The following is a 26,080-nucleotide window of genomic DNA, read 5'->3' on the forward strand; positions in this document are numbered from 1 at the left end:
TTGTATAATAAATTTAAAAATATCGATTAATAAATGTGGTAACCTTAATTAATTTTGGAAAATGTTCCGTTCAATTCAAATTCCAAATTAAGCCCACTTTTTAGTTTTACTTCGTACTTTCTTTTTTCACGGCTTACCCATACAATAGGATCACCTTTGTAATTAGAGTTTGTGTAATTGGTTAAAGATGCCGGAAGAAAACCTGTGGAAATCGCATTTCCTTTGCCATCTACCTCTTCCCATTCACCATCATTGTGAAATTCTACTTCTACTCCGTTACTATATTTTACAGTAAAATCTACATCATTAGGATTTTCTGCATTTTTAATGTAAATAAATGGCTTACCACTGATGTATTTATTCAGAAAGTCCTGAGCATTGGACGGAAGTTGCGCTTTGGTAATGGTTTGTTTTTGTGCAGCTACCATACCCACAACAACTAAACCTGCTACTACCATTAACCTTTTCAGATAAATCATTTTCATAATACTATTATGTTTTAATCTTAAAATAAAGATAGCCTTTTTTTTCTAAACACTAAGGCTGTCTAAACTCAAACTGTGTAATAAGTAACAAATTTTAAACCATAAAGGATATAATAGAAAAAATGAATGGTTTTTCAGCTATGCCAGTCTATAGCCCTCCGGTTTATAATAAATAAAAAAGCCCCTCGAAAGGGGCTTTATATATGAAGCTTTAAGATTAAAATTAATCTTTAGCCATTCTTTCTGCACGTTTTCTTTCCTCTTCGCTAAGAATTTTCTTTCTCATACGAATGAAGTTAGGCGTTACCTCGATGCACTCATCGTGTTGGATATATTCCATACATTCTTCTAGTGAGAACAAGATTTTTGGAGCAATACCACCATCTTTATCTTTTCCGGAAGCACGCATGTTGTTTAGCTGCTTAGCTTCAACAATATTTACAACAAGATCTCCTGGCTTATTTTGTTCTCCTACGATCATACCTGCGTAGATTTCCTCACCCGGATCTACAAAGAACTTACCTCTGTCTTGTAGTTTTTCAATAGAATATGCTGTTGCAGGTCCTTGTGTTTTACTTACTAATACACCATTATTTCTTCCCGGAATAGCACCTTTGAAAGGCTTATACTCAGTGAAACGGTGTGCCATGATAGCTTCACCTGCAGTTGCTGTAAGCATCTGAGAACGTAATCCGATAAGACCTCTTGAAGGAATTTCGAATTCCATGTGCTGCATTTCACCTTTAGTTTCCATAATATGAAGGTCACCTTTTCTTTGTGTAGCAAGGTCGATAACTCTTGAAGCAAATTCTTCAGGTACGTCTACTACTAAAGATTCATAAGGCTCGCATTGTACACCATCAATTTCTCTAAGGATAACCTGAGGCTGACCAATTGTCATCTCGTACCCTTCTCTTCTCATTGTTTCGATTAGAACTGATAAGTGAAGAATACCTCTACCGAATACAAGGAATGTATTAGCATCACCTGTCTGCTGAACTCTTAGTGCTAAGTTTTTCTCTAATTCTTTTTCTAATCTTTCTCTAAGGTGGTTAGAAGTAACATATTTACCATCTTTACCAAAGAAAGGAGAATTGTTAATAGAAAATGTCATGTTTAGTGTAGGCTCATCGATAGATGTTCTTGGTAATGGTTCAGGATTTTCAAGATCGACGAAAGAATCACCAATCTGGAAAGCATCGAAACCAACTACAGCACAGATATCACCTGCTTGTACTTCGCTAACTTTCTTCTTACCTAATCCTTCAAATACGTATAATTCTTTAACTTTTCCTTTTACAATTTTGTCGCCTTCCTGTGCAAGACCAATCCATTGACCTTCTTTAAGACTTCCTCTTATAACTTTACCAATTGCAATTCTACCTAAGAATGAAGAGTAATCTAAAGATACAATCTGCATTTGCAGGTTACCTTCTTCTACTTTAGGTTCTGGAACATATTCAAGAATACCGTCTAATAATGGTAAAATGCTGTCAGTTTGCTCTAAAGAGCTGTTGAACCAACCTTGTTTAGATGATCCGTAGAATGTAGGGAAATCTAATTGCTCTTCAGTAGCATCAAGGTTGAAGAATAGATCGAATACCTGGTCATGAACTTCTTCAGGACGACAGTTTGGTTTGTCTACTTTATTGATAACCACCATTGGCTTCAATCCAAGCTCAAGAGCTTTTTGAAGCACGAAACGTGTTTGTGGCATCGCTCCTTCGAAAGCATCAACCAATAGTACAACACCATCCGCCATTTTCAATACACGCTCTACTTCACCACCAAAATCGGCGTGACCAGGAGTATCGATAACGTTTATCTTTACATCTTTGTAAGTAACAGAGATGTTTTTTGATAAGATGGTAATACCACGTTCTCTTTCCAGATCATTGTTGTCCATGATAAGCTCTCCGCTTTCCTGGTTTTCTCTGAAAATGTGGGTTGCGTGGATAATTTTATCAACCAGGGTTGTTTTACCGTGGTCAACGTGCGCAATAATTGCAATATTTCTAATTTGCTGCATAAAGGATTTTTACGGACGCAAAGTTACGATTTTTCTATTTTTTATTTTTAGTATGAATGAAATTTATTTTTCAGAGATGAAATAAAAAATTAAATATTTTATTATCAGTCGATTGAATAGTCATTCACATGCTTTTCGCCTGCATGACATAAGCTATTTTAAGAAGAAACCCTCCTCCTGTTTATCAATCATTCTGCGAAATATCCTTTGGTAAAATCTATTAAGTAGTACTAATGAGACCACAATTCCATTTAGTGACTAGTTTTGATTCTTTCTCGAATTAATTTCTTTCTGGATGTTTTTCAGATTATTCAGATTCAGAATGGCAATAGGTGACAATGCGATGGGTACTACTAACAAAGCTGTAAACCCTTTTTTAATGGTAATAAACAGCGATAACACAAATAATAATATTAATGTTCCGATAAGTAATATTGTTAAAGGTTTTATTGTTTTTTGTCTTTTAAGTAGCTCTTCTGTGCTCAGGTCACTAAAGTTTTCATTTTTCATGGTTCTTTTTTTGCTAGGCATAAACTTAACTATAATAAATATAAGTGCTATTAATTTTTTAAAATAAAAAAGCACTCTGAATTATTCAGAGTGCTTAGTAAAACTTTATATAAGTAATATTATAAATTACTTTCTACTGCACCTATTTTCTCACGATACAGATCAACAGGCTTGTCCAGAAGAACAGCAATTACTGTAAGGTTTTTATCTAGTCTTTCTTTTGGTACATCGACATAAACAATACCCGGAACAGCGCTCCAGTATAATTTGTTATAAATACGATGCGGGATTATGGACCCTTCTCCGGCAATTCTTATTCTGGAAATATTATTTTTCAATCCCTTCAGTGCTATTGGTCCGGTAGGGGTTCCTTCTACAAATAAATAAAGTGTTTGCTTATCTTTCGACAAAGCGCTCATCCCGGAATAATGTCCGTCCGGAAGTCCCGCTCCTGTTTCGTATAAAGCTTCAGCATTTTTACTAATCCAGTTCAATACTTCAGGATTTGTTTTGGAAGTTTTCTTTATTTTCATATCCATACCATCCTGAGTAATCCCGGCATTATCGAGCAAATTAGTGCCTTTATGCAGTTGATTCGCTATTTCGTAAGCAGCTTTCTTTCCATCAGAATTTTCCAGTACACTTTGAAGAGCAGGTGCCGGATCATTTATTTTACCGGTTACTTTCACAGGCTCGCTAAAGTTAAGCTGTACAACGGTTACATCTTTATCAAACTGTGCATTTGAAAATGAAAGCGTAAGGTTGCCGTTCTGATCCTGATTATAATTTACTTTAGCATTGGTATCTCCAATAACCTGTGCAGAAACAGGAGCTGAAGTAAGTCCATAAATTTTCGCAAAATCTTTTGCCTCTTCCAAATACAGGAATAACTTTTTGCCATCAACAGACAAAGAAGATTTTCCTCTGTAATTAGTGAACGGTAGTCCCTGACGGGTTGTGTAAATAGCATCTGAATTCTTCTTCGTCCATCTTCCCAGATTTTCAAGGATTTTAACCTGTTCTGCAGGAATACTACCATCCGCCTTAGGTCCTATATCAATAAGAAGATTTCCGCCCATACTGATTACATCAGCTAGGGTTCTTACAATCATATTTGGTGATTTGTAATTTCTGTCGAATGGCTGATATCCCCAGGAATCGTTCATTGTATAACATAATTCCCAATATTTGCTCTGAGGCGCTACTACAGGTATCCCCTGCTCCGGCGTTTCATAATCGCCGTGGTTGTTCAAACGAGAATTAATAATAATATTGGGATTATGTTTTCTTAGATTAGCCAAAGTCTGTGGTGCCTGCCATTCTGCTGAAGTATGCTCCCAGTCTCCATCAAACCATATTAAATCAGGCTTAAACTGTGTTGACAATTCGCTTAGCTGTCCCTGATAATATTTGATAAAGTTCTGCCAGCGTACAGGATCCTTTGCGATATCATAACGCTTCTTTGTACGTGTATTGACGTCATAATATGGATGGCTCCAATCCGGAAGCGAATAATAAAGTCCGGTTTTCAATCCAGCTTTCTTTAAATCTGCAACAAAAGGACCTATTAAATCTTCTTTAGCGGCAGCATCTTTGAAGCTAGTGATCGCTTTGTCCGATTTTGAATCCCATAGAGAAATTCCATCGTGATGTCTTGTGGTAATTACTGAATATTTTGCCCCTGATTCTTTAATCAGTCTTGTCCATTCATCAGGATTATAGCGGGAAGCATTGAATCCGCCCAATTGCTTCATGTAATTATCATGATTAATATAATTATTAAAAAAAGACCAGGATTCTGATATTCCGTTTACAGAATAGATTCCCCAATGGATGAATACCCCTAATTTGGCATCCCGGAACCATTGCATTTTTGCTTCATCGTTGTTCTTCTTTTCCTGTGCTCCTATACTACCTATACTAAGGCCTAATAACAGTAAACTGGTAATTCTGTTCTTCATGGTTTTACTTTTTCTGCCTAAAAATACGCAAAATAAGGGGTTTACAAAACATTTTCACCAATAGGCTTAATAAAGGATAGAATTTCCAATTTCACTTTAACGTGATATAGAGTATATTTGTCATAAATCAAACAAATAAACAGATGAAATACCAGATCACATTAGTACTTTCTTTATTATTTGCCCTGAGTATTTTTGCACAGGAAAACAAAAAAGATCCCGGGTATGAACAATACTCCGGAGGATACGGCAGCAATGATGGTATATATCTGTTTGAAGATGGAAGATTTATTTTATACGGATATGCCACTGCTGTTTTTGGGGAATATAGTATTGATAAAGATATTTTGTCCTTCTTCCCTGAGAAACGGGAATTGTTTGAGGTATATGCTACACAAAACAAATCCTTGGGTTCTAAAACTCGGATAAACTATGCCGGATTTGAAAGAGGAAGCATATCATTAATCCGCTTCAATAATGATAAAAGTCTACAAAATATTTTTAATGATAATCCTAATTGCTTCTCCGGACCTTTTGTGTCGGAAGTACCGAAGAACGTAAATGAATTTACACTTTACAATCTTGCTGATAAGGAGTTTGGAGATCGGATAAGACCATATAATTCATGGAAATATAAGAATGACAAAGGCTATAATGACTTTATTTTTATTTACAATCAACCAAGACCTGAATATGAGAATTTTAGTGGTAAAATGGTAACTAATGAAAAAGGAACAACATTAAAATTGTCTAACTTTGGTGGAGAAAATGGTTATCCAAAATATGATCTTAAACAAAATGAAGAAAAACAAAGCCAATGGAAGGAACTTTTGGATATGAAAGACAAATACACCAGGTATAAAGAGAAAAAAGAAGACTTTATAATGGCCAATAAACATTACAGTATGATCTTGGATCCGGATATGTCAATTTACAATTATGATTCCCATTCTAATCAATATATCAGTAAGAATGTGGATGAAAATGCAGCGTATTATAATGACAATCCATTTAATGATGCTCACTACCTCCGAAAGTTTTCAAAATTGCAACCAGAATCAAGATCCAATAGCAGAATATCAGAAAAAGATATTCTGTCCACGCCTGTCTTTTTGAGTAAATGTAATGATCCTTCCGGCAGAAGCTATCGTTATAAAGGCATACCAAAATCCGGATTGGAAGCCCAGTATGAAAAAATACCTCCTACAACTATTCCTTCTCCCCCAATGCCGCTTGCTCCAGTAAAGAAATAATATTAAATTATATTTCCAGAATATCTCATGACAATGATATCTGATGTCTCCTGAGCATTATTATCAATCTCTTGAAATCCTGCTTTTTTATAAAGATTAAAAGCTTTTACATTGTCAGCCCTTACTTCAAGTCCTATTGCTATATCATGAAATCTGCTCTTTGCTTCCTGAATAGCGGTCTGTACAAGTCCCTTTCCGATATTGCTACCCTGAAATCCTTTCTTCACGTACATCTGCAGAATATTGCCTGTGTTATTCCCGAAATTTGCAAAAGTACAAATTCCCGATAGTTCATTATCAACAAAAGCTCCTGTTACGAATCTTTCAGGAATCTGATTTTCTATATCTTCTTCCAGTCGGAGTTTTTCTATTTTTACAGATTCTTCATAGCTGGCACTAAATGCATCCGGAAATTCTCTAAGACTTCTAAACGGATCATTCTGTAAATTTTGCTTTCGTGCGGTAAAAGATTTCGATATTCAATCTTCATATAAGCCGATTCATTACTTGTTTATGTACATTTTGGAGTACTAAATATACTGATTTTCTGTTTGGAAATGGTTCTTTTTTGCTATCCGAGACTGATTGTACAGATATATTATTCTTAAAGCAGAACAAAATCTATAAATTGTTAACAATAGATTTAAATAAAAATTTTTAATTTTACACAAGCATTAATTAAATGCATTATATGAAAAAAAACTATCGTTTCTGTGAACTGTCAAACTTTATAATATGCCGGAATTGAAAATGCAGGATGCCCAAATGCTTTTAAAGAAGATCTATGCCAACCCTAAAAATTATGATCTGAAAAGTATTGATGGTGTGGTTTCTGGCGGAGATGATCAGGTAAGCTTTCGACTTTATAAAACAAAGGAAAAAGTTGTTTTTGAAGTTATTGTAGATGAACTGGTTTTTAAAAACAGTACCGGAGACTGGACAAACTCTTTGATTATGCTGGAAAATGCAATCCGGAAAATAGAGAGAGAAGAAGAGAACTCCAAAATAGAACAAGCTATAGACAAACTCAGGAAATACCTGGCCGAAGAATAAATCAACTTTAAAGCAGACCCATAAGTCTGCTTTTTCTATGCTTAAGAATTGAGACACTAAAAAAAACATGCATTAGACAGCACTGGAACTTATTGACATTATCTCCTTATCTTTACAACGCCGAAAGGCATTACAGAGAAATACTACACTAACCTTCTGTAACAAATACTATATAATTTAGAATTAGAGATGAGCAGTTTTAAAGATCAATATTACAAAATAGAAGATTTTCTTACATTGGTAAGAAATAAGCAAGAACGTTCCGAGGACTATGATCCTGATTTTGTTTATGCTGTTTATTCAGAGCAAGATATCTTTGAACCCGGAATAACCGTTTATATTGGTGCACCAGCAGATATAGATGGTGATTATGATGACATATTTCCGGATGTTGTATACGAAAATGGGTTGCTGTATATGTGCTCGGACGAAGATATTCAGGATGTTGTGGATCTCGCTTTGCGCCAGCAGCCAGCAGTAACGGATGAACAGTTAATTATAGCACTGAACCACTATCTGGAAAATGATGATTTTCTGGATTTATGATAAACACATGAAAGCATTTTTGATTAAAAATGCTTTTTTTATTTCTTAGTGGGGATATTGTTACAATAATCCTTTATTTGGCTACTCTGAAGTTAATTTCTATGACGAATTTTGTCACAGGAAAACAAAATATAATAAAATATGAAAGAGCTCTTATTAGTAGTAACCAATATCGGCATGTATAAAAGTGGCAGGCTTAAAACCGGACTATGGTTAAGTGAGCTTACACATATCTATCATAGCGCAAAAGAACAAAACTGGAATATAACGATTGCAAGCCCAAAAGGAGGTCTTACACCAATTGATCCGGAAAGCCTAAAACCTTTGGTACTGGATAAGATATCAAAACAATATTATGAAAGTTCATCTTTTATGCATGAGCTGGAAAACACAAAAAGTCTGTCGGAAGTATCTGAAAGATCATTTGATTGTATATATCTGGCTGGAGGACATGCAACAATGTATGATTTCCCTGATGATGTTACATTACAGACTATTATCCGAAAACAATATGAGCGAAACAAAATAGTTGCGGCAATATGCCACGGCGTTGGCGGATTGCTCAATGTAAAGCTTTCTAATAGCGAATACCTGATTAAAGGAAAAGCTCTTACAGGATTTGACTGGTTTGAAGAAACTCTTGCCAGGAGAAAAAGAGAAGTTCCTTTTAATTTGGAAGCAGCATTAAAAGATAGAGGTGCTGATATGAGAAAGGCCTTTATCCCGATGACTTCTAATGTTGTAGTAGCAGGAAATCTTATTACAGGGCAAAACCCTTTTAGCTCTAAAGAAATGGCTAAGGTGGTCATAGAGCAATTGGATAAATCATAGAAATCCCTGCGTAGAATTCGGACATTTTTATTTTTAATGCATAAGACGTTTTTAATTTGTATTTTTATATGGCATAAAACGATAATATGGCATTAATAGCTGATCTGGGCAAAATCATTGTTTTTCTTTATTTGCTGTTGATTGTTTTTCTGGTTACATCCAAGAACAAAAGAAAGCTACCGGATTATTTATTTGCTTCTTTTCTTTTAGTCTCTATTGTAGATCTATCTGGCTTTTTCCTCGCCCCAGCTAATAATTTTTATCAGGCTTTTAAATTGGCTACTGTCCTGTTACAAATGCCTCTTTATTACTTGTATGTTAAATCTGCCTGTTATTACAATTTTCGTTTAAACTCAAAAGATCTTTTACATACACTACCCTTCCTATGCTTTTTTATATTGTTTGCTATTAACGGAATCTCAAAACAAAACCATAAGATTTTTGATACCGTTTCTATAGTACAATATTACAGCTATATTATTGCAGTACTCCTTGTACTCATGAGATTCAGAAAACTTTATCGGGATAACTATTCGGGGAATCATCATATTACCTACAAATGGTTGCTGCAGATTACAATAATCTTCCTTATTGGTAATTTCTTTGTGTTACTAAGGGATATTGTAAAAGATGATACTATTCTGATGTATCTGTACACCTTTACAAGTTTCTTTGTCCTCTTTGCTATCAGTTGGTTTGTCCTGAACTGCTTGTACAGTCCCAATTTATTTGCCGGAATAGATCAGGATCTGGTTGCTATAGATGTGACAGATAAATCAAAGGAGGAACCCGAGCAACTGAAGTCTCTTATGCATCTAATGGAAACTGAAAAACCATATTTAGATGATGCACTTACGCTTCAAAAACTGGCAGAAAAAATCAATATACCGGAAAAGCAATTATCCATTCTCATTAATCAGTCTGCCGGAAAACATTTTTTTGATTTCATTAATGAATTCAGAATCAATTATGCAAAAACTCTTTTGAAGGAACAGCCCCAATTAACAGTTTTGGAAATACTATATGAAGCAGGTTTCAACTCTAAATCTTCGTTTTATACAGCCTTCAAAAAAGAAACAGGTATTACTCCCACAGATTATAGAAAATCAGCTGTTAAATAATTGTCCGACTTTTAATCGGACTATTTTTTATCGAGAAAATAGTCCGACTTCCGGTATCCGGACATATTCACCGATGTAAAGTTTCAGATTTGCTTCATTATTTAAAACTTGAAACAAATGAAACTACATCTCAAACCAGCATTGTCTATTTTTTTAGTTGCAACTTTCGGATTATTTTTTGGTCAGTCTGATTTAAAAAATAAGATCAGGAAAACAGATTCTTTAATATACTCTTACTATAAACCAGACGCACCAGGTATGGCTCTGGGTATTATAAAAGACGGACAGATAATTTACTGTAAGACGACAGGACTTTCCAATATTGAATATAAAACTCCGGTAACAGATTCAACAGTATTCAATATAGCCTCAGGCTCTAAGCAGTTTACTGCATTTATGGCACTAAGAGCTGAACAAGAAGGTAAACTGTCACTGGATAATGATATCAAGACTTATCTTCCGGAACTAAAACACTTACCTTATAAAATTACAGTAAGACAATTGGCTAATCATACACATGGCCTGCCTAATTTCACAGATATTCTGAAATTACAGGGTATCGGAGATGAAGTCTGGCTTACCCATGAGGAAGCAATCCGTACAGTACTGAGTATTAAAAATATTGTTTTCCCGCCAGGACAGCAATATCAGTATAATAATACAGGCTTTATGCTATTAGCAGAAATCTTGCACCGGGTTTACAAAAAAGACTTTGCTCAATTGGTGAAAGAATATATTTTCAATCCGCTGAGGATGGATAATAGTATCGTATTTGGTGATCCCGAAAAAAATATCCCAAACAGATCTGAATCTTATAGACCGAAACATGGTTCTTTTCTAAAGTCTCCTGTCGGACAGGCGGAATACGGCTCTTCCAATATATATACAAGTCTGAATGATTATTGTAAATGGGCTGCTAATTTTCAAAATCCTTCAGTCGGAAATAGAGAAATCTACGATCAGATGCAGAAAAATACACTTCAGAACATTAGTAAAGAAGTGCAATATGGATTAGGGTTGCAAAGTGAGAAATATAAAGGACTGGATATTGTATTTCATGGCGGTGGTACATCGGGTTACAGATCTTATATCTTACATGTACCTTCACAAAAATTCTCCGTCGTGTTTCTAAGTAACAGAAGTGGATTTGAAGGATTAATAATGGCTTATCAGCTTGTCAATTTGTATCTGGGCGATAAAGAAACAGTACCTGCTCTACCTCGGAATATGACATACACTTCTGCAGAACTTAAGAAATTTGAAGGTACGTACGAACTTAGTCCCGGCTATTATATCGAAGTGTCAGAGAAAGGCAAACAGCTATATTGGGGATTATATAATGAAAAAGGTAGAGAAGAGCTTAAAATAGCAGGTGATGATAAATTCAGGATTACAAGTATTCCAACAGCATATCTTACATTTAAACCCGAACAGGTTAATTTCAGAATTGCTGATTTCACTTATATATGCAAAAGGGTAAAGCTTAATCCGCCAAAAGCTGAAAGCGTAAACCTAAATAAGTTTACAGGTTTCTACAGAAACGAAGAGTTCAATACTATTTATCAACTGGTTGTTGAAAATAACCACCTGGTGGCAAAACACGCTATTAATGAAGACCTTATTCTATTCCCTATCAGTCAGACAAGTTTTTCTTCCGGAAAACAGTATTTCGGAAAAATTGATTTTAAAGCTGATGAAAAAGGAAATATTGAAGAGTTCAGTCTATCTGGTGCTGGTTTAGCAAATATAGAATTCAAGAAGATAAAATAAGGAAAGGATGAAGAATACTAAAAATAATATCTTTGTAATAAACAATATCAAGACAATGGCTTTAATTACGATGAGCAAATATAATCCGGAAGATTTTTTGATATTCCGGTCCCTGGTTGATGATGACGATGTGATGAAGTATGTTTCCGGCGAAGCATTGTCTGAAGAAAAGGCAAAAGCTAAATTTACTTCAATCCTTCATGTAAACAGTACACAAGATTCTCTGGGATATTTTAAAGTTTATAATGATCAGAATGTATTTATCGGTGATTGCAAATTGGAAAAATACAAACATGACAATACCCTTCTGGAGATTGGTTATATTCTGAAGAAAGAATTCTGGGGAAAAGGTTATGGCTCCTTAATCTGTAAAGAACTGCTTGCTTTAGCAGAAAAAACCAAACCGGATATGAATTTAATCGGGAATATTGATCCTGAGAATACAGCTTCAAAAAGACTATTGGAAAAATTTGGTTTCAGTAGTTATACGACGGCTACAATAGACGGAATGATCACTGAAAGTCTTATGCTGACAAAGAAATCAGGGAAGTAATACTGAAACAGCAGGAATTTGTTTGAACATGCTGTTTCGCATTTTTACCATTCTTTTACGCATTTTTATCAAAACGAATACTCAACTGGATTGTACCTTTGTACCGATCAATTAAATTGCAATAGCATATCAGGCTTTTCTAAAAGCAAATAATGCTATAATTTTTTTTCATCATTTGTGTTTTTGGGACCGCATCAGCAGACGCGGTTCTTTCTTTTATAGTATAGTCCCCTATTCTCTTTTTATTAGTTAGTTAAATAATATTTGTATTCAGTATAATAAATATTGTAAAAAACTGTTTAGTATATTCAGTATATTTTTATATTTATCCAATTATTGGCTAATATAAATAATCATAAATCGATTATGGAGAATTTTTTAACAGAGTCTTTTTTACATGCCGATAACAGCAATCAGTATATCAATACCAAGGATATTGATGAACTTTTGCGACTAAGGCCTACAGAACTCTTTCAGCCACATAAGACTATGTTCAATATTATCCACCTTTTCACCGAAGGGAAAGGCAGAGTAACCGTTGACTTTAACACGTTCGATATTGAGGAAAAACACATTTTGTTTATTTCTCAGAATCAGATTAGCCAGCTCCATGATCCTGTTAATTATAAAAGTAAGATTCTGATCTTTACTGAAGATTTTTTCGCAAAGAATGTATTTCAAACACAATTCTTTGGTCAGGCACATTTATTTAATGATCCATTACTACTGCCCTATTTTGATCTGGGCGACAGATATGAAGAGGTTATGTCTTTATTCAATTTTATCAGTGCTGAATTGGATAGACCTTATAATGAAGTCCAGACAACAATTCTCAACAACTATTTATTCAATATACTTCTGATTGTTGAAAGCCTTTGCGAAAGAAAAGATATTAAGCTGGTGGTAAATGATGAAAAGCTTTTGGTATCGAAGTTCAAGTCTATTGTCAATGCTAATCTGAACTGGCAGTATAATCTGGATTATTACACTGAAAAATTGAATGTAGGACTCAGAACACTTCAAAATGCCTTTCAGCTTACAGAAAAACAGACCCCAAAACAATGGCTTATTGACAGAATGATTCTGGAAATTAAACGAAATCTGATCTATAAAGAAGTTGGAATAAGTTCTATAGCTTATAATTTAGGATTTAATGAAGTAACCAATTTTACAAAGTTTTTCAAATCCAAAACCGGACTTACACCAACACAATTCAGAGAACTTTCTTCATGGTAAAAATAATTAAATATAAAAGGGATGCTGGTGCATCCCTTTTATATTATTCGCATATTGCACAATCCATTAGACCATCTACTGTACCTATTGTATAGCCTCTGCAACTCTTCCCACCTAAACAAAAATTTTCTTCTTTGCTACAATCATTTGGACAATATCCAATTCCAAAGTCTGGCTTTTTGGGACCTCCGTTTCCGGTTGTATTCTTCAATTCTTTTCTGGTTAACTTTTTCATAATGTAATATTTGTTTAATTGATTAGAAAGTAAATGTAATAAAAATCTAAATTCAGTGACATAATTTGGTGAATTTTTAAAATTAATACGGAAACCCGCAAGGAGATCCGGAAACCAAACACTAAACTTGGCACATGAAAATATTCAAAAATCTTTCATTGGAAGATAAACTAGAGATTGGCTTTATAATTCTTCTTTTTTGTCATCGAAATAGTAATTACATTACCTGATGGAATGATATATTTAATTTTTAAAGAGGCAATTAGCCCCCTTATGTTAATATCTATGGGATATTCAAAATTGATTTTTGTCAATTAAAAAAAAACAAATAATTATTTCTGTCGTAGAACGGAAATAATTAAAAAGCCAACAAAAAAGGGAGCTAAATGACTCCCTCATATCTGAGAATATTAAATATTCGTAACAGATTTAATCATTACAAATCTGAGTTAAAGCCAGACAACGCATACCGATTGTGCAGCAATAATAGTTTCTACGACAATAAGAATCCTCTCCGCAAGCCTGCCCACCAACAATAGCACTCGTTTGTTTTCTTGTTAACTTTTTCATAATGTAATATTTATTTTGGTTAGTATGTAAATATAACAAATTTTCACCAAAAAGTGATTTAGTATAATAAAAATACTCACCTATGAAATAATATTTATCTTGCTCATTGTCTGCCGGTAGCTTTTAGGCGTCGTTCCGGTCTCTGTTCTGAAAAAATAAGAGAAATGAGAAAAATTCCTAAAGCCTAATTCAAAAGCAATTTCTTTAATCGATTTATCCGAGCTATGTAATAATTGTTTTGCTTCTAAAAGAATTCTTTCTTTGATAAATGCTGAAGGCGATTTTTTGTACTGTTTCCTGCACAATACCCCAAGATAGTTAGACGTAATACACAATTCATCAGCATAGAAAGAAACATTTTTCTGGCTTTTATAATATTTATCTACCAGCATATGAAACCTGAAAGCAAGATTGTTCGTATTAACAAGAGCTGAATTACCATAAATATGTTCCATCCACAGATTAATCATTAACGTCAGAAGTCTTACCCTGGCATCAATAAGCTCCGGAAATACAGGCTCAGAATTGATTTCCTTACGTATTGCACTAAATTCAGCACTAAGCTTTTGATAGATTTCATTATCCGGAGAAATCATTTCATGTCTGTTCAGCGGAGAATAGGTATGTTTCAGTGTTGGCGAAAATGTTTCAAGAATAATATCGCTAACAATTAGTCGTCTCCCTAATGTATTGGGTGACAATTTCCAGTTGTAAACCTTCCCCGGAAGATGAATAAATAGCTGCTTTGATTTCAGAGTGTAGCTATTAATATCCGTAATACATTCACCGTCCTCACATTCATCAATAATAATGATAGTAAAAGAATGATCCGGAAAGTTATTGAGCTCGGAAGAGGTAATACTATCCTGATATACTACATTTATATTTCCCGGATTATGCAGGTCTGCAAATTTTGAACTATTTTTTGCTGTATTGTTTTCATATGATGCCTTGTCTCCTTTCATTCTGAATTATTACAAATACTAATTTACAACCAAATATTATACTATAAGTGCTGGTTGGTTTAATCCGGCAATAATAATCATTCTTACATTTAAAACATTCTATTATAAATATCATGCATTGTGATAATCGTATCATAATTTAAACATGGATATGAAGTTTGATACACCTCAAGCAAAAACAATCAGTATATTTGTTTATATGCTTTTAATCAATGCTGAAAGATAAATTCGGAAGAGACATTAATTATTTGAGACTGGCTGTTGTGGACCGGTGTAACCTGCGCTGTACCTATTGTATGCCGGAAAACGGTCTTACATGGATCAAGCAGCAGGAACTGATGACGGATGAAGAAATAATCAGAATATGTTCTGTTTTTACATCGCTGGGTATTGATAAAATCCGAATCACTGGTGGTGAGCCTTTTGTAAGAAAAAACAGCATGGAGCTTATTGAACAAATAGCACAGCTCGATGGCCTTAATGATCTTAGCATAACAACAAACGGCCTTCTTACAGAACAATATATCCCACGACTTAAAACATCCGGAATAAAATCGGTTAATCTGAGTCTTGATACTCTCAATCCTGAACGTTTTTATACAATAACGCGGCGTAGAAATTTTGATAAAGTAATGAAGACACTGGACAGTTTATTAGAACATCAGATCAAAGTAAAAATCAATGCTGTGGTAATGGAAGACCAGAATATTGAAGATATTATTCCTCTGGTAACGCTTACTAAAGAGCTTCCTGTTGATGCACGGTTTATAGAAGAAATGCCTTTTAACGGAACTAATACCACAGTATCTCTAAAATGGAATTATAAACAGATCTACGAACACATTAAAACTTACTTTCCTGACATAATGAAAACTGAGGATCCGAAAAGTTCTACATCATATAATTACAGAATTCCCGGATTTGCCGGAAGCATCGGAATTATTGCAGCATATACCCGCTCCTTCTGTGGGGATTGCAACAGAATACGGATTACGCCTACAGGTGAACTCCGTACCTGTCTGTATGAAGAGAAAGGAATTAACCTGAAAGAAGCTTTACGCGCAGGCAAAACCGATCAGGAACTAAAAAATATTATTATCAACAGTATACAAGATAAGCCAAAAGACGGATGGGAAGCTGAAAAGCTTAATCATTCCTCTTCACAAGTACATCAGTCTATGGCTACAATAGGTGGATAAATATGGAAATGATTAGTGTACAGCAGGCAGAAGATATTATTCTTTCTCAATTTCAGGATTATGGGGAAGAAAGTATTTCCTATGATTTGGCTATAGGCAGAGTTTTAGCTGAAGATATTCTCGCTGACCGTGATTTACCTCCGTTTGACAGACCAACGGTTGATGGTATTGCTATCAATTTTGGTTCTTATGAAAAAGGCATACACTCTTTTAGAATTAAAACTGTTCAGTCGGCAGGTGAAGAATCTGTTGCTATTGATTCAGAAGATCAATGTATTGAAATAATGACAGGAGCGGCTCTGAACAATACCTTGAATACTGTTATCCGGTATGAAGATATATCTATTGATGACGGAATAGCAACTATCAATATTGAAATTAGTAAAGGGCAAAATCTACATCTGCAGGGGAAAGATAAAATAGCAGGAGAAGTACTGGTTAAAGCTAATCAGCTTATAACTCCCGCAATAATTGGCATAGCAGCATCAGTCGGAAAAACAAACTTGTTGGTAAAAAGACTTCCGAAGGTTGTCATCATTTCGACAGGAGATGAGATGATAAATCCGGAGCTTATTCCGACAGCATTTCAGCTAAGACAATCTAACGGAATTACTATACGCTCTGTTTTGGAGAAATATAAAATTCAGGCAGATCTTCTTCACCTGAATGATGATTATAAAGAGATAAAAAAAGAACTTATCCGTTGTATAAATCAATATGATGTTCTTCTTATGAGTGGCGGTGTTTCTATGGGGAAATTCGATTATCTTCCACAGGTATGTGAAGAACTCGGAATAAAAAAATTATTCCATAAAATAAAGCAAAGACCCGGAAAGCCATTTTGGTTTGGTAAGGATGAAAATCAGAAGCTTGTTTTCGCCTTCCCAGGTAATCCGGTTTCAGTATTTATGTGTCTGCACCGTTACTTTATTCCATGGTTGGAAAAATCTCTGGGAATTTCACCAACTTCGCCCCTATATGCTGTGTTACAGAATGATATTGATTTTGCCGCTGCCTTACAGTATTTTGTACAGGTAAAACTCCTGATTGATCAGACAGGTCAATTAACTGCAACCTTTATCAACACTAATGGATCTGGTGATTTCTCTCATCTTGCGGAAACCAATGCCTTTCTGGAATTACCTCTGGAAAAGAATTCATTTAGAAAAGGTGAAGTATATAAAGTATGGAAATATAATTTTTGAAGACAATGACAGATTTTTCACATCTCAATAAAAAACTGGAACCAACGATTGTTAATGTAATTGGCAAGCCTGTAACCCAACGAAAGGCCATTGCAAAAGCAACTGTAGAACTTCCTGAAAAAGTATTGGAAAAATTAAAAGAAGGTGACTTTAAAACACCTAAAGGTTCGGTATTTCAGACTGCAATAATAGCCGGAATTATGGCTGCAAAAAAAACGGGTGAACTTATTCCGCTTTGCCATCCGATAGGACTGGAAAATTGTGAAGTAAGCATTGAACTTACCAATAACAGCGAGATTGAAATTTATTGCACCGCAGAAGTTGAGGCTAAAACAGGAATAGAAATGGAAGCTCTTACAGGTGCTTCTGTAGCTGCCTTAACGATTTATGATATGTGCAAGGCATTAAGTCATGATATTAGCATCAAAGAAATTAAACTAATGGAAAAATCCGGTGGAAAAAATGACTTCAAACGATCAGAATAATATCCCTTTACTAAATGGATTGGTTTTAGCTGGTGGAAAAAGTGTGAGAATGGGAACAGCAAAAGACCAGCTCAATTGGCATGGAAAAGAACAGCGTTACTTTGCTGCTGATTTACTGGCACCGTTTTGCGAAGAAGTTTTTATTTCTTGCCGCCAGGATCAATTAGATCATTTTGATACAGGTTATAACACCCTTACCGATACCTTTCTGAACATGGGACCTTTTGGAGGCATTCTCTCTGCCCTTCGTTCTCAAAGAGATAAAGCATGGTTGGTTGTTGCATGTGATTTGCCTTTGCTGGATAAGGAGTCACTAAAATTTCTGACAGAATCCAGAGATCCAGAAAAAGTGGCGACAACTTATGAAAGCCCTTTCGACGGATTACCAGAACCTTTAATCAGCATTTGGGAACCTAAAAGCTATCCACTTTTACTTCATTTTTTAGGGCTTGGAAATACATGTCCCAGAAAAGTTTTAATAAACAGTGATACCCTTATTTTAAAATCTCAGAACCCAGATGCTTTGATGAATGTAAATACTCCTGAAGATGCAGCAAAAGCACAGCAGATTTTAAGCGCATTAAAAGATTAATATGGAAGATCATTTTGAACGTTATCAATGTCAGATTGCTTTGCCAGGATTCGGGATTAGTTCTCAGGAATCACTGAAAAATGCCAAAGTTCTGATTGTAGGAATGGGCGGACTTGGATGCCCTTCCTCACAATACCTTGCCTCTTCTGGTATAGGCACAATTGGTATTGTGGATGATGATATTGTTTCCTTAAGTAATCTGCACCGCCAGATATTATATACACCTGAAGATATAGGCCTTCCTAAAGTAGAAGTCGCCGCCAGAAGATTGCAGCAACAGAATCCTTCTGTAAATATTATCCCTTTAAATTTCAGAGTAACTTCTGAAAATGTAATAGATCTTATCCAGGAATATGATTTGATTATTGAAGGCACAGATAATTTTGAAACCAAATACTTACTGAATGACGCTTGTGTATTAACCGGAAAGCCCTTGATATACGGAGCTATTTATCAACATGAGGGTCAGGTTAGTCTATGGAATGTCTTGCAAAATGATGGCACTTATAGTCCTAATTACCGCGATGTTTTTCCTGATGTGGAAGAATCACAGGTTCCTAACTGCAGAGAAGGTGGTGTTATTCCTACTCTGGCTGGTATTATTGGTTGTATGCAGGCCAATGAAGCTATAAAATATTTAACCGGATCAGAAGATCTTTTATCCGGAAAATTATGGATGCTAAGTGTAATGACCGGAAAAACTCAGGTAATTAAGCTAAAGAAATCAACTGCTGTTCGGATTACAGATTTGGTACAGACAATTCCACTAATCCCTTTTGAGCAATTTGAACGGGAAAAAACTTATTTTGAAATTATAGATGTACGAACTGAAAAAGAACATCAGCTATTTAATATTGGTGGTAAGAATATTCCAATAGAAAAACTACAGGATCAGTTGAATAATATTTCTTCTGTCCTGCAGCCTGTCCTGGTGTATTGTCAGTCGGGAAAACGCAGTATAGAAGCTGCGAGAAAGATTAAAAAAACTTTCCCCAACAAAGAAGTCTTCTCCTTAAAAGATGGTCTTAATAATATACCACGGTAATATTCGTGTATTATACAGAACCCAACTTCTCAACAGATTCTCTGGTAACCGATGTAAAAAAATTGATCAGATTACCATCGGGATCTCTGAATAATAATGATTTATTTCCCCATGGCATTGTTGTAGGTTCCTGTACAACGTAGGAAGCCAGAAATTTCTTTAAACGTATATATTCCTTATCAACATCCTCCGTGAAGAATTCTATGATTGCTGTTTGATTCTTTGCTGGCTGAGCAATGGTATCACCGCCAAAAAACTGTAAGGTTTTGGTACTTCCGATAGCCAATGTTGCTGTTGCTGTCCGTATTTCGGCAAAATCAGGAGTGTATCTTACAGCCTCAATTCCTGTTACATTTTCGTAGAAGCTGATTAAATTTTCAATATTTGCAGTAATAATACGTACTGATACTAAATTCATGTTCTAAATATTTTAAATTATAACACAAAGGTATATAGCTCTTATGACAGCAGTCTGTCAGCAGGTTTTGCCTTAGATTATTTAAAACATTTAGGGATTTCGAGAATTTAACTATCAGATCAAATGTGCTCAATAACCTCGGTCTCTTAATGGTTTTAATTTAATGTTAGCCCTGTTTTAATAAGCAGCCTGCCATAAACTTAAATCATTCAAAATGCTAGTCAATGATTGTTTGCTTTGATTTTTGCAAGGTTGGAATATGCTCTCCCGCAAGTTCATGAATTGTTTCATCAATCATTTTACACATACTATTTAGTGCCAAATCGTTGGCTTCGGTGCCAAAAGGTTCTTCAATCTCATCTGCTATGGCTTCAAAAGCAACAAAGGTATAAGCTATAAATACAACGATAAAGGGCATAAACCAACCTAAAGAATCGACTAAAGCAAAAGGCAGTAAAAAGCAATAGATATAAACCGTACGGTGCAATAAAACCTGATAACTATATGGAATTGGTGTTGATACAATTCTTTCGCAACCTCCAACAACATCCGAAAGTCTGTCAAAATTCTCATCAAAACGGGACTGTTGTATAGAATCTATTCTGTTTTCAGATTTGGCCAGCTTCACCCAGTCAGCCATTAATTTCATGAGTATAACAGGTTTGTACCTTGATTCTTCAGCAATTCTGAATTGCTCTGGAGTAAGTCGTGTCTGTAAATCTTCTTTTGGATCTGTACCTCTTAACTGATGTTTTAGTGCATGGACAAAGGCGCTGACTAACTGAATAAATTCCGATACAGAATTTTTATTTGCATCGCCTAAAGTAAGAGCCTGCCGGACTAATGAACGTGAAATATTGAGCAAAGCACCCCATAGTTTTCTTCCTTCCCAAAAACGGTCATAGCTAACGTTGTTCCGAAATCCTAAAAAGAGTGCCAGTACAAAACCAAATAATGTAAGAGGCGCTGTATTGAGTGGTATTTTGAATGAAAATACAGTTCCGTGAAAATAAGCTACTAACAGTGATAAAGTAAACAAGATTAATAACCGTGGCAATAATGCCGGCAGTACAGAACCTCGCCAGATAAAGAGCATTCTGAACCAATTTTCTTTCTTTCGTATAATCATACTGCTTCAATAATGCTTTTAAATATATTCTATTTATTGACTTTCCCTATAATCAAAGTAGCTACCTGATAAGAGCTCCTAGCCGGCTTCTTCTCCCCTTCAGCAATAATCCGGAGCGGACCTTTTGCAACCGGCAGAGGTTTTCCATCCACAGTATCAGCAATAATTATATTTTTATCAGCTATCGAAGAGTCTAATTCGGCAAGAGAAAATAATACCTGATATCCGTCTGTACATTTTACCAAAAGGTATTTGGAAAGATTTTCACCATGCATCTCTTTACCGGAAGGTACACCTGCTTTTGCAAGAATATCCTGCAGAGCAACACCAGAGTAAATATGAGTATTACCGTCTTTATCCTTTAAAGACGCATTTTTATGTGGCATTTTTGATAAATCTGCCATTGTAAACTCCAATGGTTGTAAGACATCGCCACTTACTTTAAGCTTAAAATCGGTCTGGCTGAATGCAAGACTAAAAACAAACAGGAATGCTAAAAGCTGTATTTTTTTCATAGATAATAGATTGTAAAAAAGTTTATGGTCTCTGAATAGCTCCCTGATATAGCATTTCATCTACTTTTTTGTAAACTTCAGGATCGTGTTTTTTTATTTTTATTTTCACGTACTTGGATGCCGGCATATTACTTTCCTTTACCACATTGTTGACAGATACCAATACATTGGTTTCCGGGAAGTAAGTTACCGTGTTCTTCTCCGGAATTTTATAAGAAACAATAATAAATAAAGGTGCAACTCTCTCGATACCATCGTCATAATTATATAAGTCTACCCTATCTCCGGCTTTAAATCCGGCTTCATCAATATCTTTCTGATTCATGAAAATTACACGCCGTTCATTCTTTATACCTCGGTATCTGTCATCCAGTCCGTAGATTGTTGTATTGAACTGATCATGGGTTCTGGTAGTGGCCATCATGTATTCGTCGGAAGCAAGTGTGTTATCAGGAATCTCTGTTAAAGTAAACGGTGCACGCCCGCCTAATTCTTTTGAGAAATATTGTTCATCCCGTGCAGCATTGGGCAGGTAGAAACCTCCTTTTTGACGGACACGAATATTATAATCTTCAAAACCAGGAATACACTGTTCTATATCATCACGGACAGCATCGTAACTATCGTGATAACGCTGCCAGTTGACAACAGCTCGGTTTCCTAAAGTAGCCATTGCCATACGGCAGACAATCTGAGTTTCGTTTACCAGATTATCGGAAACAGCGTCCAGCATACCCTTGGAATCCTGAACAACTCCCATGGAATTTTCGGTTGAAACAATCTGTATTTCACCATTTACAATATCTTTGTCACTCCGTCCGTATGTTGGAAGGATTAGAGCTTCCTTACCATGAACCAAATGTCCTCTGTTAAGTTTTGTTGAAACACATACCAGCAAATTAAGCTTTCTAAGTGCATTTGCTGTGTAAGTGGTATCTGGTGTTGCGGAGAGAAAATTACCGCCCATACAAAACATTACTTTTACTTTTTCCTCATGAATTGCCTTTATTGCACGGACAACATCATAACCATGTTTTCTTGGTACCTTGAATCCAAAGAAATTTTCAAGACGGTCAAGCTGCTCATCGGTAGGCTTTTCATCAATCATCATAGTTCTGTTCCCCTGTACATTGCTGTGACCACGAACAGGGCACAGTCCACCACCTTGAATACCAATACTTCCTTTAAGCAATATAATATTGAGAATTTCGCGTAGCATGTCTACACCATTAGGCTGTTGGGTAAGACCCATTCCCCAGCTGATGATAATTCGTTTTTTGAAAGCAATTATTTCTGCAGCCTGACGCAATGCTTCTGTAGAAACTCCCGAAAGTTCTGCTAGTTCTTCAAGTTTGTAATGGTCAAATTGTTTCAGGAATTCTTCATAACCAGCAGTTTTATCCTCTATAAATTGATTATCGAAGACCATACCCGGATTATTTTTCTCGAACTCTATTAATAAAAGTTCAAGAGCTTTCAGAAGTGCCATATCTCCATTTATCTTTACAGGTAAATAAAGGTCTGCCAACTGAACACCACCGGTAATAATTTCTTTAACGCTTTGCGGATTTATAAATCCCATTAACCCGGCTTCAGGTAATGGATTAACCGCTATAATTTTTGCACCATTCTTTTTAGCTTTTGCCAGTGCACTCATCATTCTAGGTGCATTGGTTCCAGGATTCTGTCCTATAATGACAATAACTTCGGAATCATGAAAATCCTCTAAAGTTACCGTTCCTTTACCAATACCTATAGTAGGACGCAATGCAGACCCTGATGTTTCATGGCACATATTGGAACAATCGGGCATATTGTTGGTTCCAAACTCTTTAGCAAATAACTGATATACAAAAGAAGCCTCGTTGCTTGTTCTTCCTGAAGTGTAAAAAGCAGCTTCATCCGGAGATTCCAATGCATTAAGATGTTCGGCTATTTTTTTGAAAGCATTGTCCCAGCTGATCGGTTCGTAATGTGTACCACCTTTTGGTAAATACATAGGATCTGTAAGCCTTCCCATTTTACCAATCTGATAGTCATCTAATCTGGCAAGATCGTATAAAGAGTTGTGCTTAAAAAATTCAGGCGTTACGGTTTTGGTTGTTGCTTCTTCTGCTAATGCTTTAGCACCATTTTCACAATATTCACCAAGAGCAGAACGTTCGTCATCCGGATCTGGCCATGCACAGCTTGGGCAGTCAAAGCCTCCCATCTGATTCATTTTGAATAGCGCCCGCATTCCACGGACTGGTGTTTTCTCTTCAAATAAATCGCTAAATGCTGCCATTACAGCAGGTACACCTGCGGCTTTACTCTCAACATGAGTAAGCTTAAGGTCTAATAAAGTAAAGGGATTCTCGGCATTGGGTTCTCTGCTGATCTCTTTTTCTATCTTGTTTTTTTCAATTCCTTCCATAGCCTTTTTATTTAAGGATGATTAGCATTTCATATTAGGATTGGGATAGTTGTCGCTCTGATCTTCCACAGTATTATCTATACAAACAAAGTCCTTTTCTATCAGAAGCTTTACAATCCCTGATTCACCATCAAAGCCTATTCTGTCTGTCATTACAAGCTCCTCCACCATGGCTTCCGGCATTTTCATTACGATTCTGTTTTCAATAAAATCTGCAGAAAGTTCTGTATCATTCGTTCTTTTAACCATATAAATAAATGGACGGTCTGCAAACTGTGTTAAACTGGATACAATCCCATTTTCTCCTAACTCGTGAACTTCTGACTGAGTAAGACGAAATCTTACTGAATTATCTTTAATTCTTATTTTCATAATAAGTTGTCAATTTTAAAATTGCTGCCTGAATGGTAAATATTGAATCGGTTATCCCGAAGAAAACCTAATAAGGTAATATCGAATTCTTTTGCAAGATCAACAGCAAGACTTGAGGGCGCTCCTATCGCTACAACAACAGGAATCCCGGCCATTGCTGCTTTCTGAATAAGCTCGAAACTTGCCCGCCCGCTTAATACCAATATTTTATCTTTAAGGGGTAACTGTTGTGTAAATAAAGCATGGCCAATAAGTTTATCTAAAGCATTATGCCTGCCCACATCTTCCCGCAAGGCCAATAAGTTGCCATTTAGATCAAACATTCCTGAAGCATGTATACCACCAGTGGTACTGAAATTACTCTGGAACGAACGAAGTTTATCGGATAACTGATACAAGGTTTCCAGAGAGAGTATACAATCTTCCTTATCGGTATTATTAAAAAGGCTTACTGTTCGGATTGATTCTATAGAACCTTTTCCGCAGACACCACAACTGGAAGTTGTATAAAAATTCCGATCTGTTTTCATCAGTTGCGGAGTAAAATCGTCAATCAATTCTGCGATTATAATATTTTCCTGATTTCGGGAACATTCGGCCTGATGATGTGCTACTTTACTAATTTGCTGATCTCCTGAAATAATTCCTTCAGTAAACAGAAAACCGGCAGCAAGCTCTTCATCATGTCCGGGAGTCCGCATCGTTACGGATATATTTTTGCTCTGTTTTTGCTCTTTAGTACCGTAAGTAATTCTTATTTCCAAAGGTTCCTCTACAGCAATATCATCTGAATAAGAAAAACTCTGGTTATCCTTAACTTTGATAATCTCTGCCTTTTTTACGGAATTGCTTTCCAGGACATTAGCTTTCATATCTAAAGAGACTTATATAGTAAATATACAAATTTTTATTCCTCAAAAATTACGGATGTGCAGAAACCCACTCTTCACCGTCCTCAAAAATTTCTTTCTTCCAGATGGGCACCGTTTGTTTTATAGTGTCTATAATATAGCGGCAGGCATCAAAAACAGCATCTCTGTGGCCATCACTCACAACTATAATTACAGCTTCTTCTCCGGGAAATAAAACTCCTGTCCGGTGATGAACTACTACATTCCGCACTGAAAACTGCAATATTGCTTTATCTGTTATTTTCCGGATTTCTTTAATAGCCATGGACTGATAGCATTCATATTCTAATCGAACAACTGGTTTATCCTTAGTTTTGTTGCGTACAGTTCCTATAAAAGTTGCAATACCACCACTTTCTAAATCTTTGGCTAAATTGAGACATTCTGCAATATCCAGTTTGCTATCTGTTATTTTTATATCAATCATATAATTTATCCTCCGCTTACAGGGGGTATTATTGCAACTTCGTTTGTACTTATTATAACCTGGTTATCTTCTGCATATTCATCGTCAACAGCAATAAAATAAGATCTTAAACGCTTTAATTCAGAAAACTCACTCTCAAGCTTGGTTTTTAAATCCTTTACTGTTATTTCATCTGTCAGTTCTATTTCTTTTTCTGCACCACCCAGAATATCTTTTGTAATTCCGAATGCTAATATTTTAAGTTTCAT

General features: G+C 35.5%; 29 protein-coding genes. 13 read left to right on the forward strand and 16 right to left on the reverse strand.

Annotated features, from left to right (window positions below; all coding sequences use genetic code 11):
• Nucleotides 1-44 precede the first annotated feature (44 nt).
• The 4 genes from BAZ10_RS03115 to BAZ10_RS03130 form a co-directional block, all read right to left on the reverse strand.
• The gene (locus BAZ10_RS03115) at nt 45-485 is read right to left on the reverse strand and encodes a PepSY-like domain-containing protein (protein WP_078770803.1); all 441 of its coding nucleotides are present in this window, start codon (nt 483-485) and stop codon (nt 45-47) included.
• Between the two features lie 223 nt (nt 486-708).
• Nucleotides 709-2,514 (reverse strand): translational GTPase TypA, encoded by a 1,806-nt coding sequence (gene typA / locus BAZ10_RS03120; protein WP_078770804.1) that lies wholly within the window; start codon nt 2,512-2,514, stop codon nt 709-711.
• A gap of 258 nt (nt 2,515-2,772) precedes the next feature.
• Nucleotides 2,773-3,024 carry a redox-active disulfide protein 2 gene (locus BAZ10_RS03125; protein ID WP_078770946.1) on the reverse strand — a complete coding sequence of 84 codons (252 nt, stop codon included), beginning with the start codon at nt 3,022-3,024 and terminating at the stop codon, nt 2,773-2,775.
• A gap of 119 nt (nt 3,025-3,143) precedes the next feature.
• The gene (locus BAZ10_RS03130; RefSeq protein WP_078770805.1) at nt 3,144-4,985 is read right to left on the reverse strand and encodes an alpha-L-fucosidase; all 1,842 of its coding nucleotides are present in this window, start codon (nt 4,983-4,985) and stop codon (nt 3,144-3,146) included.
• Nucleotides 4,986-5,128: 143 nt separating this feature from the next.
• Here BAZ10_RS03130 and BAZ10_RS03135 point away from each other — a divergent pair, with 143 nt between their 5' ends.
• Entirely contained in the window at nt 5,129-6,238 is a 1,110-nt protein-coding gene (locus BAZ10_RS03135; protein ID WP_078770806.1) for a hypothetical protein, read from the forward strand.
• 2 nt (nt 6,239-6,240) lie between these two features.
• Here BAZ10_RS03135 and BAZ10_RS03140 read toward each other — a convergent pair whose 3' ends face one another.
• The gene (locus tag BAZ10_RS03140; protein WP_311316301.1) at nt 6,241-6,717 is read right to left on the reverse strand and encodes a GNAT family N-acetyltransferase; all 477 of its coding nucleotides are present in this window, start codon (nt 6,715-6,717) and stop codon (nt 6,241-6,243) included.
• Nucleotides 6,718-6,973: 256 nt separating this feature from the next.
• Between BAZ10_RS03140 and BAZ10_RS03145 the strand changes: the two genes are divergently transcribed.
• The 7 genes from BAZ10_RS03145 (at nt 6,974) to BAZ10_RS03175 (ending at nt 13,348) form a co-directional block, all read left to right on the forward strand.
• On the forward strand, nt 6,974-7,291 hold the full coding sequence (locus tag BAZ10_RS03145) for a hypothetical protein (RefSeq protein WP_078405251.1): 318 nt from the start codon (nt 6,974-6,976) through the stop codon (nt 7,289-7,291).
• 189 nt (nt 7,292-7,480) lie between these two features.
• Complete coding sequence (locus BAZ10_RS03150) at nt 7,481-7,837, forward strand: DUF7716 domain-containing protein (protein WP_078770807.1); 357 nt, start codon at nt 7,481-7,483, stop codon at nt 7,835-7,837.
• A gap of 141 nt (nt 7,838-7,978) precedes the next feature.
• On the forward strand, nt 7,979-8,668 hold the full coding sequence (locus BAZ10_RS03155; RefSeq protein ID WP_078770808.1) for a type 1 glutamine amidotransferase domain-containing protein: 690 nt from the start codon (nt 7,979-7,981) through the stop codon (nt 8,666-8,668).
• Nucleotides 8,669-8,754: 86 nt separating this feature from the next.
• Complete coding sequence (locus BAZ10_RS03160) at nt 8,755-9,789, forward strand: helix-turn-helix domain-containing protein (RefSeq protein ID WP_078770809.1); 1,035 nt, start codon at nt 8,755-8,757, stop codon at nt 9,787-9,789.
• A gap of 117 nt (nt 9,790-9,906) precedes the next feature.
• A complete protein-coding gene (locus tag BAZ10_RS03165; RefSeq protein ID WP_078770810.1) occupies nt 9,907-11,559 on the forward strand; it encodes a serine hydrolase domain-containing protein in 1,653 nt (550 codons plus the stop codon).
• Between the two features lie 7 nt (nt 11,560-11,566).
• Nucleotides 11,567-12,112: a GNAT family N-acetyltransferase gene (locus BAZ10_RS03170; protein ID WP_245803731.1), complete on the forward strand. Its 546-nt coding sequence runs from the start codon at nt 11,567-11,569 to the stop codon at nt 12,110-12,112.
• Between the two features lie 366 nt (nt 12,113-12,478).
• The gene (locus BAZ10_RS03175) at nt 12,479-13,348 is read left to right on the forward strand and encodes an AraC family transcriptional regulator (protein WP_078770811.1); all 870 of its coding nucleotides are present in this window, start codon (nt 12,479-12,481) and stop codon (nt 13,346-13,348) included.
• 43 nt (nt 13,349-13,391) lie between these two features.
• Here the strand turns inward: BAZ10_RS03175 and BAZ10_RS03180 are convergent, their stop codons facing one another.
• From BAZ10_RS03180 to BAZ10_RS03185, 3 genes are all read right to left on the reverse strand, one after another.
• Complete coding sequence (locus BAZ10_RS03180) at nt 13,392-13,583, reverse strand: hypothetical protein (RefSeq protein WP_059154075.1); 192 nt, start codon at nt 13,581-13,583, stop codon at nt 13,392-13,394.
• 429 nt (nt 13,584-14,012) lie between these two features.
• On the reverse strand, nt 14,013-14,153 hold the full coding sequence (locus BAZ10_RS18950; protein ID WP_165690087.1) for a hypothetical protein: 141 nt from the start codon (nt 14,151-14,153) through the stop codon (nt 14,013-14,015).
• Between the two features lie 80 nt (nt 14,154-14,233).
• Nucleotides 14,234-15,118 carry a helix-turn-helix domain-containing protein gene (locus BAZ10_RS03185; RefSeq protein WP_078770812.1) on the reverse strand — a complete coding sequence of 295 codons (885 nt, stop codon included), beginning with the start codon at nt 15,116-15,118 and terminating at the stop codon, nt 14,234-14,236.
• Nucleotides 15,119-15,330: 212 nt separating this feature from the next.
• On the opposite strand from BAZ10_RS03185, the gene moaA reads away from it, so the two are divergent.
• Genes moaA through BAZ10_RS03210 form a run of 5 tightly spaced genes read left to right on the forward strand, consistent with a single transcriptional unit; the run spans nt 15,331 to nt 19,644 of the window.
• Entirely contained in the window at nt 15,331-16,317 is a 987-nt protein-coding gene (gene moaA / locus BAZ10_RS03190) for a GTP 3',8-cyclase MoaA (protein WP_078770813.1), read from the forward strand.
• A gap of 2 nt (nt 16,318-16,319) precedes the next feature.
• On the forward strand, nt 16,320-17,522 hold the full coding sequence (locus BAZ10_RS03195; RefSeq protein WP_078770814.1) for a molybdopterin molybdotransferase MoeA: 1,203 nt from the start codon (nt 16,320-16,322) through the stop codon (nt 17,520-17,522).
• A gap of 5 nt (nt 17,523-17,527) precedes the next feature.
• Entirely contained in the window at nt 17,528-18,007 is a 480-nt protein-coding gene (moaC, locus tag BAZ10_RS03200; RefSeq protein WP_078770815.1) for a cyclic pyranopterin monophosphate synthase MoaC, read from the forward strand.
• The gene (locus BAZ10_RS03205) at nt 17,985-18,599 is read left to right on the forward strand and encodes an NTP transferase domain-containing protein (protein ID WP_078770947.1); all 615 of its coding nucleotides are present in this window, start codon (nt 17,985-17,987) and stop codon (nt 18,597-18,599) included. Before moaC ends, BAZ10_RS03205 begins: the two co-directional genes overlap by 23 nt.
• A 1-nt stretch (nt 18,600) precedes the next feature.
• Nucleotides 18,601-19,644, forward strand: a complete 1,044-nt coding sequence (locus BAZ10_RS03210) for a HesA/MoeB/ThiF family protein (protein WP_078770816.1) — start codon at nt 18,601-18,603, stop codon at nt 19,642-19,644.
• Between the two features lie 10 nt (nt 19,645-19,654).
• Here BAZ10_RS03210 and BAZ10_RS03215 read toward each other — a convergent pair whose 3' ends face one another.
• The 8 genes from BAZ10_RS03215 to BAZ10_RS03250 form a co-directional block, all read right to left on the reverse strand.
• Nucleotides 19,655-20,062, reverse strand: coding sequence for a VOC family protein (locus BAZ10_RS03215; protein ID WP_078770817.1), 408 nt, complete (start codon nt 20,060-20,062; stop codon nt 19,655-19,657).
• A 217-nt stretch (nt 20,063-20,279) separates the two neighbouring features.
• Nucleotides 20,280-21,191, reverse strand: coding sequence for a bestrophin family protein (locus BAZ10_RS03220; protein WP_078770818.1), 912 nt, complete (start codon nt 21,189-21,191; stop codon nt 20,280-20,282).
• A 29-nt stretch (nt 21,192-21,220) separates the two neighbouring features.
• Nucleotides 21,221-21,706, reverse strand: a complete 486-nt coding sequence (locus BAZ10_RS03225) for a molybdopterin-dependent oxidoreductase (RefSeq protein ID WP_078770819.1) — start codon at nt 21,704-21,706, stop codon at nt 21,221-21,223.
• A 22-nt stretch (nt 21,707-21,728) separates the two neighbouring features.
• The gene (locus BAZ10_RS03230; RefSeq protein WP_078770820.1) at nt 21,729-24,122 is read right to left on the reverse strand and encodes an FdhF/YdeP family oxidoreductase; all 2,394 of its coding nucleotides are present in this window, start codon (nt 24,120-24,122) and stop codon (nt 21,729-21,731) included.
• Between the two features lie 21 nt (nt 24,123-24,143).
• A complete protein-coding gene (locus BAZ10_RS03235) occupies nt 24,144-24,494 on the reverse strand; it encodes a DUF7009 family protein (RefSeq protein ID WP_078770821.1) in 351 nt (116 codons plus the stop codon).
• Entirely contained in the window at nt 24,491-25,366 is an 876-nt protein-coding gene (gene fdhD / locus BAZ10_RS03240; RefSeq protein ID WP_078770822.1) for a formate dehydrogenase accessory sulfurtransferase FdhD, read from the reverse strand. Before fdhD ends, BAZ10_RS03235 begins: the two co-directional genes overlap by 4 nt.
• Before the next feature lie 49 nt (nt 25,367-25,415).
• A complete protein-coding gene (locus BAZ10_RS03245) occupies nt 25,416-25,832 on the reverse strand; it encodes a molybdenum cofactor biosynthesis protein MoaE (protein ID WP_078770823.1) in 417 nt (138 codons plus the stop codon).
• 5 nt (nt 25,833-25,837) lie between these two features.
• A complete protein-coding gene (locus BAZ10_RS03250) occupies nt 25,838-26,080 on the reverse strand; it encodes a MoaD/ThiS family protein (RefSeq protein ID WP_078770824.1) in 243 nt (80 codons plus the stop codon).

The sequence above is a fragment of the Elizabethkingia occulta genome (genome assembly GCF_002023715.1).
In the GTDB taxonomy this organism is placed as follows: domain Bacteria; phylum Bacteroidota; class Bacteroidia; order Flavobacteriales; family Weeksellaceae; genus Elizabethkingia; species Elizabethkingia occulta.